Source organism: Methylocaldum sp. (assembly GCF_039794385.1).
Taxonomy (GTDB): domain Bacteria; phylum Pseudomonadota; class Gammaproteobacteria; order Methylococcales; family Methylococcaceae; genus Methylocaldum.
Genome location: NZ_JBDIVO010000299.1, coordinates 1 through 5,539 on the forward strand (window position 1 = coordinate 1; position 5,539 = coordinate 5,539).

Consider the following 5,539-nt stretch of genomic DNA (forward strand, 5'->3'; position numbering starts at 1 on the left):
CCGTTTGCGATTGGAGCACCGAAGCCACCCTTCCCTGCCGGGGTGACGTCATTCGTCTTAACTTAACGGCATTGACGCCAAGGGTACGGGGTGTCAGGTTGAAGCTTAGAGCACACGTCGGGCATATCAGAAAAGGCTTAAATCGACTCTACTCTGACGCATCTAAGCCGGCTGGTCTGACGCCAGGTTGAGGTTAAGCTCAGCCGGACATGCCGAGCTGATAAAGAACCACCGGCCAGCAAAATGCGTTACCCTACCCCTCTCGAGCCAGCCGCGCCGATGACTCACAAACTCATGATTTCTTGCCGTCGGCAGCAACCAGCGGCGGCGTGGCGTTAGCCCCGCCTCCCAGAGATTTGTACAGAGAAATCAGATTAACGGCAGTGAGGGCTCGTGAATTAGCGAGTTCACTTTCCACCGCATACAGGGCGCGTTGTGCAACCAGCACGTCCAGCAGGGAAATGACGCCGGCTTCGAAGCGCAGTTGGGATAAACGCACCGCCTCTTGCTGGTCCTCCACCGCGCGTGCCAGCGTTTGACGTCGGATCTCTTCCTTGAGATAGCGGGTCAGCGCGGTTTCGGTTTCCTTGAGCGCCTCCAGCACACCCTTTTCGTAAGCAAAATAGGCTTCCCGTTGTTTGGCCTCGGCCAGCTTGATTCCTGCCTTGATGCGGCCAAAGTTGAGCAAGGGCTGCACCAGGTTGGCGGCGTTGCCATAGGAAAACGCCGCGGACTTGAACAAACTTTCGATATCGGTATTTCGCAATCCGAGAAACGCCGACAGCGAGATTTTCGGAAACAGCTCCGCGATAGCCGCCCCCTGCATCGCGGTAGCGGCCGCCAACTGGCGCTCGGCGGCGCGCAGGTCAGGCCGATGGCGGATGGTATCGGCGGCCAGCGCACCGGGCTGCTGGCCCGTCAGCGCTTCCAATTGACGCAGGGCAGCGGTCTTGCCGGCTTCCAGGGTGGGAATCTGCGCCTCGGTGGTCTCCGCTTGGGCTTTGGCGCGCACCACATCATGGCGGGTTCCGATGCCCTCTTGCAGCAGCCTTTCGGTCTGCGCCACGGTCTGCCGCATACTGTCCAGGTTCGATCGGGTGATGGCCAGCAGGGCCTGAGCGTTGCGGTAGTCGATGTAACTGCGCGCCAGCTCGGAGCTTAACGTCACCAGGGATTGAGCGTATTGGTCACCGGCCGCTTCCAGTTCCGCCGAGGCCGCCTCGAGGCGCCTTTGCTGGCGTCCGAACAGATCGATTTCCCACAAGGCATCGAAGCCGATCTCGAACAGGTTGTAGCGTATGCCCGGCCTCAGGCCGGGCATCGGGTTATCTTGGCGCTGCACGCCCCCCGTCACATCGACCGACGGAAACAGTTCTGCGCGGGTGCTGCTCCGTTCGGCTCGGGCCTGTTCGATTCGGGCCAGTGCGATTTTCACGTCGAGATTGCGCGCCAAAGCTCGATCCATGAGGCGATCCAGTTCGTAATCGCCGAAGGCTCGCCACCATGCCTTCAAATTTTCCGGTTTGGCCCATAGCAGATCGGCGCCGATCTTCTCATCTGCGTGCCATCGATCCGGAACGGCCGGAACAGGCGCCCGATAATCTGGACCTACCGTGCATGCCGCCAGGCTCATTGCGAATAGTGACAGTGAAAATTGGAGCTTGGTGTTCAATGTCGTTGTGTATCTGTTGTGCGTTTTTTCATCCAGACCATCGCCTGCCGTTCTACTGTGTCCGCACTAAGCCAGCTTGTTGCGGAACATCCAGGCGGCGATGGGCAGCGTCACGGCCGCAATCATCAGAAGTGCCAGCATTTCGGGCAGCAGCTGGACGATGCCGGCACCCTCCAGATAGATCTGGCGCGTCATGCTGATGGCATAACGGAGCGGGTTCACGGCGGTAAGGTATTGAAGTGCGTCCGGCATGGTCATCACCGGCGTGGTCAAGCCGGACAGCAGCATGAACGGCATCATCACCACGAGCGTACCGATCATGGCCTGCTGCATGTTTCGGGCGATGGAGGAGAGGAACAAGCCGATCCCGACCGATGCCGCCAGGAACTCGGCAAGGCTCAGGTAAAGCACGAAGTAGGAGCCCGCAAAGGGAATTTGGAACCATAGCTGGGCGACCAGCAGGATCGAGGTGGCCTGAATCAGCCCGACGATCATCGACGGCAATGCCTTGCCGACCATGATCTCGTAGGGACGGAAAGGCGTCACCAGCAATTGCTCGAAAGTGCCTGCCTCCCGTTCGCGAGCCACCGACATGGCGGTCAGGCTCATCGTCATCATCATGGTGATCGTCCCGATCAACGAGGGAATCATGATCCACTGTGTCTCAAGGTTGGGGTTATACCACGCCCGGGGCGTCACCTTGATGCCGGGCGGCGGCGTAACGCCGTTCTCCTGGCGCCACCTCTGCACGAAGTTCGCGGCCAGGGTGCTCACATACCCTTGCGCGGTTCCGGCGGTGTTGGTGTTGCGCCCGTCGGCGATCGCCTGGACCTTGGCGGTACCATCCGCCATCAATTGGCGCTCGAAGTCCCGGTCGATGATCACCGCGAGGACAGCGCGGCGATCCGTGATCGGGTCGGCAATGTCGGAAGCGTTTTGCAGCGTGGCGATACGATCGAAAGTGCCCGAACCATCGAGGGTGGCGATGAAGGCCCGCGACGCCGCACTGTGATCGCGATCGAGCAGCACATAGGGGACATGGTTCAGATCGTAACTGGCGGCGTAGCCAAAAATCAGGCACTGCAAAATGGGCGGCACGAACACCGTGACCCGGCTCTTGCGATCTTTCAGGATCGCCAGAAGCTCCTTGCGGATGAGGGCGAGGATGCGAAATAAGGAGTCGGTCATGGCAACCTCAGTCGATGCGCTTGCGGGTCGCCTTGGCGGCCATGGCCATGAGCAGTGCGGCCATGCCGGCGAGGACGAGCGCGTTGGGCAGGATGATGGGCCACACGTCCCCGGCCAGAAACAGGGTCTGCAGCGAGCTGACGAAATAGCGGGCAGGAAAGATGCTGGTCACGATCTGGGCGCCCCAGGGCATGCTGCGGATGTCGAAGATGAAGCCCGACAGCAGGGTCGCTGGCAGGAAGGTCACCAGAAAGGTGATCTGGCTGGCGAGAAATTGGCTCTTGGTCGCCGACGAAATCACCAGTCCCATACCGAGCGCCACCAGCAGGTAGAGCGAGGAGACCAGCACCAGCAGCCAAAGCGACCCACGCAAGGGGACGGCGAACAAAAACTGGCTGCCGGCAACCGCAAGGACGAGCCCGAACATGCCCATGACGAAATAGGGCACGGTTTTGCTCAGCAGGATTTCGACGGGACGAACGGGGGTCGCGAACAGCGCCTCGAAGGTGCCGCGCTCCCATTCCCGGGCGATGACCAGGGAGGTCAGCAAGGCTCCGATCAAGGTCATGATCAGGACGATCAGGCCCGGAACCAGGAACTCTCGTTGGCCTCGTTGAACCACAGCCGGCCCTCGATGGCGATAGCAGAGCCGCCTGCAGCGGCGCGGCCTTCGGCGATCTCGCGAGCCAGCCAGGTCGCTACCGCGCCCCTTGCGTAACTGATCGCGATGCGGGCGGTGTTGGCGTCCGTCGCGTTGACCGCCACCAACAGATCGGCTTCGCCGCGCGCCACATCCCGTGCGAAATGGGGCGGAAAGCGAACGACGGCGCTGACTTGATGCTCGGTCATCAGCCTCGCCGCCTCGGCCATGGTATTGACCGGGTGTACCCGGAAATAGCTCGAAAGGCTCAGCGCCGCGCTGACGGCGGAGGTCTCTTCGGAAGCGTGCTCGACGACGACTGCGACGGGGAGATGCTTGAGATCGAAGGAAAGCCCGTAGCCGAACAGGATCAACATCACGATCGGCAGGACGACGCCGATGGCGATGGCGCTGGGGTCCCGGAGGATCTGCCAGGTTTCCTTGCGGATCAATGCCCATACCCGCCGGGCACGGCTTCGCGCCATCAGCTCCTGGCCGGTCATTGCGCCGCCTTCCCTACGCTGTGCCGGGATTGCTCGACGATGGCAATAAAGGCATCCTCCATGGTGGGCAGCTGCCCACTTCGGGGCTCCCCCTGGGCGCGGATCGCCGCCGGCGAGCCTTCCGCCAGGGCGATGCCGCCATCCATGATGATCACACGGTCGCAATATTCGGCCTCTTCCATGAAGTGGGTCGTGACGACGACGGTCACCCCCTGTTCCGACAGGGCCGTGATCCGGCCCCAAAACTCGCGGCGAGCCAGAGGATCGGCACCGCTGGTCGCCTCATCCAGAAACAGGATTTCCGGTTCATGCAGCAGCGCCGTGGCCATCGCCAGCCGCTGTTTGTACCCCCCCGGCAGCTTTCCGCTCGGCAAGGCCGACATCGGGCCGAGATCGAACTGGTCTTTCGCCCAGGCGATGCGGTCGCGTTTTCTGGAACCGCGCAGACCATAGGCGCTCGCGAAGAAATCCAGGTTCTCATCCACGGAAAGGTCGCCGTAGAGCGAGAATTTCTGAGCGACGTAGCCCAGTTTCGCCCGTGCCTCGGCACGGGCGGTCCTCAAATCGGCCCCCGCTACCCGGAGGCGCCCGCCAGTGGCCGGGATCAGCCCGCATAGCATGCGAAACGTGGTGCTCTTGCCCGCCCCGTTCGGCCCCAACAGTCCGTAGATTTCCCCGCGCCGTACCTGAAAGGACACATGGTTCACGGCGACGAAGTCGCCGAAGGTCCGAACCAGATCGAGAACTTCCACGGAAGGAACGCCGACCGCCTCGCTGGGACGGCGGCCCAGCGTGATGGATGGGGAATGGATCTCGCCGACCGCGGCTCGGAACAGCGCCATGAAGCCGTCTTCGAAGCGCGGGGCTGCGGGTTCAAACTCGAGGCCGCCCTCTCCGCCATCATCTTGAGGGACGCGCGACGAGCGGGTAACGACCCGAACCTTCCCTGCCTCGGGTACGGCGTCCGCCACACCTGGATGCTTGAACAGGCGTGCCTGCAGAGAGCGGGCCGTGGAGCCCTCGGAGGAGGTGGCGAAAAACACGCGCCCTTCCGCCCGAGAGGTGATCTCCTCCGGTGTCCCTTCCGCGAGCACTTTGCCTTGATGCAGGACCACGGCATGGTCGCAGAACGCGGCCTCGTCGAGATAGGAAGTGCTGACGATGACCGTCAACGCCTCCTCACGCACCAGACGCCGCACGATTTCCCACAACTCTCGGCGGGACAACGGGTCGACGCCCACGGTCGGTTCGTCCAGCAACAACAGGTCGGGCGGACGGACCAAAGTGCAGGCGAGGCCCAGTTTCTGTTTCATGCCGCCGGAGAGCGCTCCCGCCAAGCGACCGGTGAACGGGCCGAGGGCGGTCATCTGCAGCAGGCGGGGATAGACCGCCATGCGCGCCGCTGGGCTGATGCCGTGCAGTTCGGCATACAGATCCAGATTTTGCTGGACGGTCAGATCTTCGTAGAGGCCGAACCGCTGGGGCATATAACCGATGCGGTCCTGTATGGCCTGCGGGTCGGACGAGGCGTCGATG

Annotated in this window: 5 protein-coding genes; all 5 read right to left on the bottom strand. The window is 62.3% G+C overall.

The window, feature by feature from the left end:
* Positions 1-292: 292 nt before the first annotated feature.
* Positions 293-1,672: an efflux transporter outer membrane subunit gene (locus tag ABJK70_RS19080; protein WP_347258788.1), complete on the bottom strand. Its 1,380-nt coding sequence runs from the start codon at positions 1,670-1,672 to the stop codon at positions 293-295.
* 66 nt (positions 1,673-1,738) lie between these two features.
* On the bottom strand, positions 1,739-2,860 hold the full coding sequence (locus tag ABJK70_RS19085; RefSeq protein WP_077732640.1) for an ABC transporter permease: 1,122 nt from the start codon (positions 2,858-2,860) through the stop codon (positions 1,739-1,741).
* 7 nt (positions 2,861-2,867) lie between these two features.
* Complete coding sequence (locus tag ABJK70_RS19090) at positions 2,868-3,482, bottom strand: ABC transporter permease (RefSeq protein WP_347258789.1); 615 nt, start codon at positions 3,480-3,482, stop codon at positions 2,868-2,870.
* A complete protein-coding gene (locus ABJK70_RS19095; protein ID WP_347258790.1) occupies positions 3,440-4,003 on the bottom strand; it encodes an ABC transporter permease in 564 nt (187 codons plus the stop codon). The genes ABJK70_RS19090 and ABJK70_RS19095 overlap by 43 nt, the downstream gene beginning before the upstream one ends.
* On the bottom strand, positions 4,000-5,539 hold a 1,540-nt coding region (locus ABJK70_RS19100; RefSeq protein WP_347258791.1), incomplete at its 5' end, for an ATP-binding cassette domain-containing protein. The genes ABJK70_RS19095 and ABJK70_RS19100, both read right to left, overlap by 4 nt.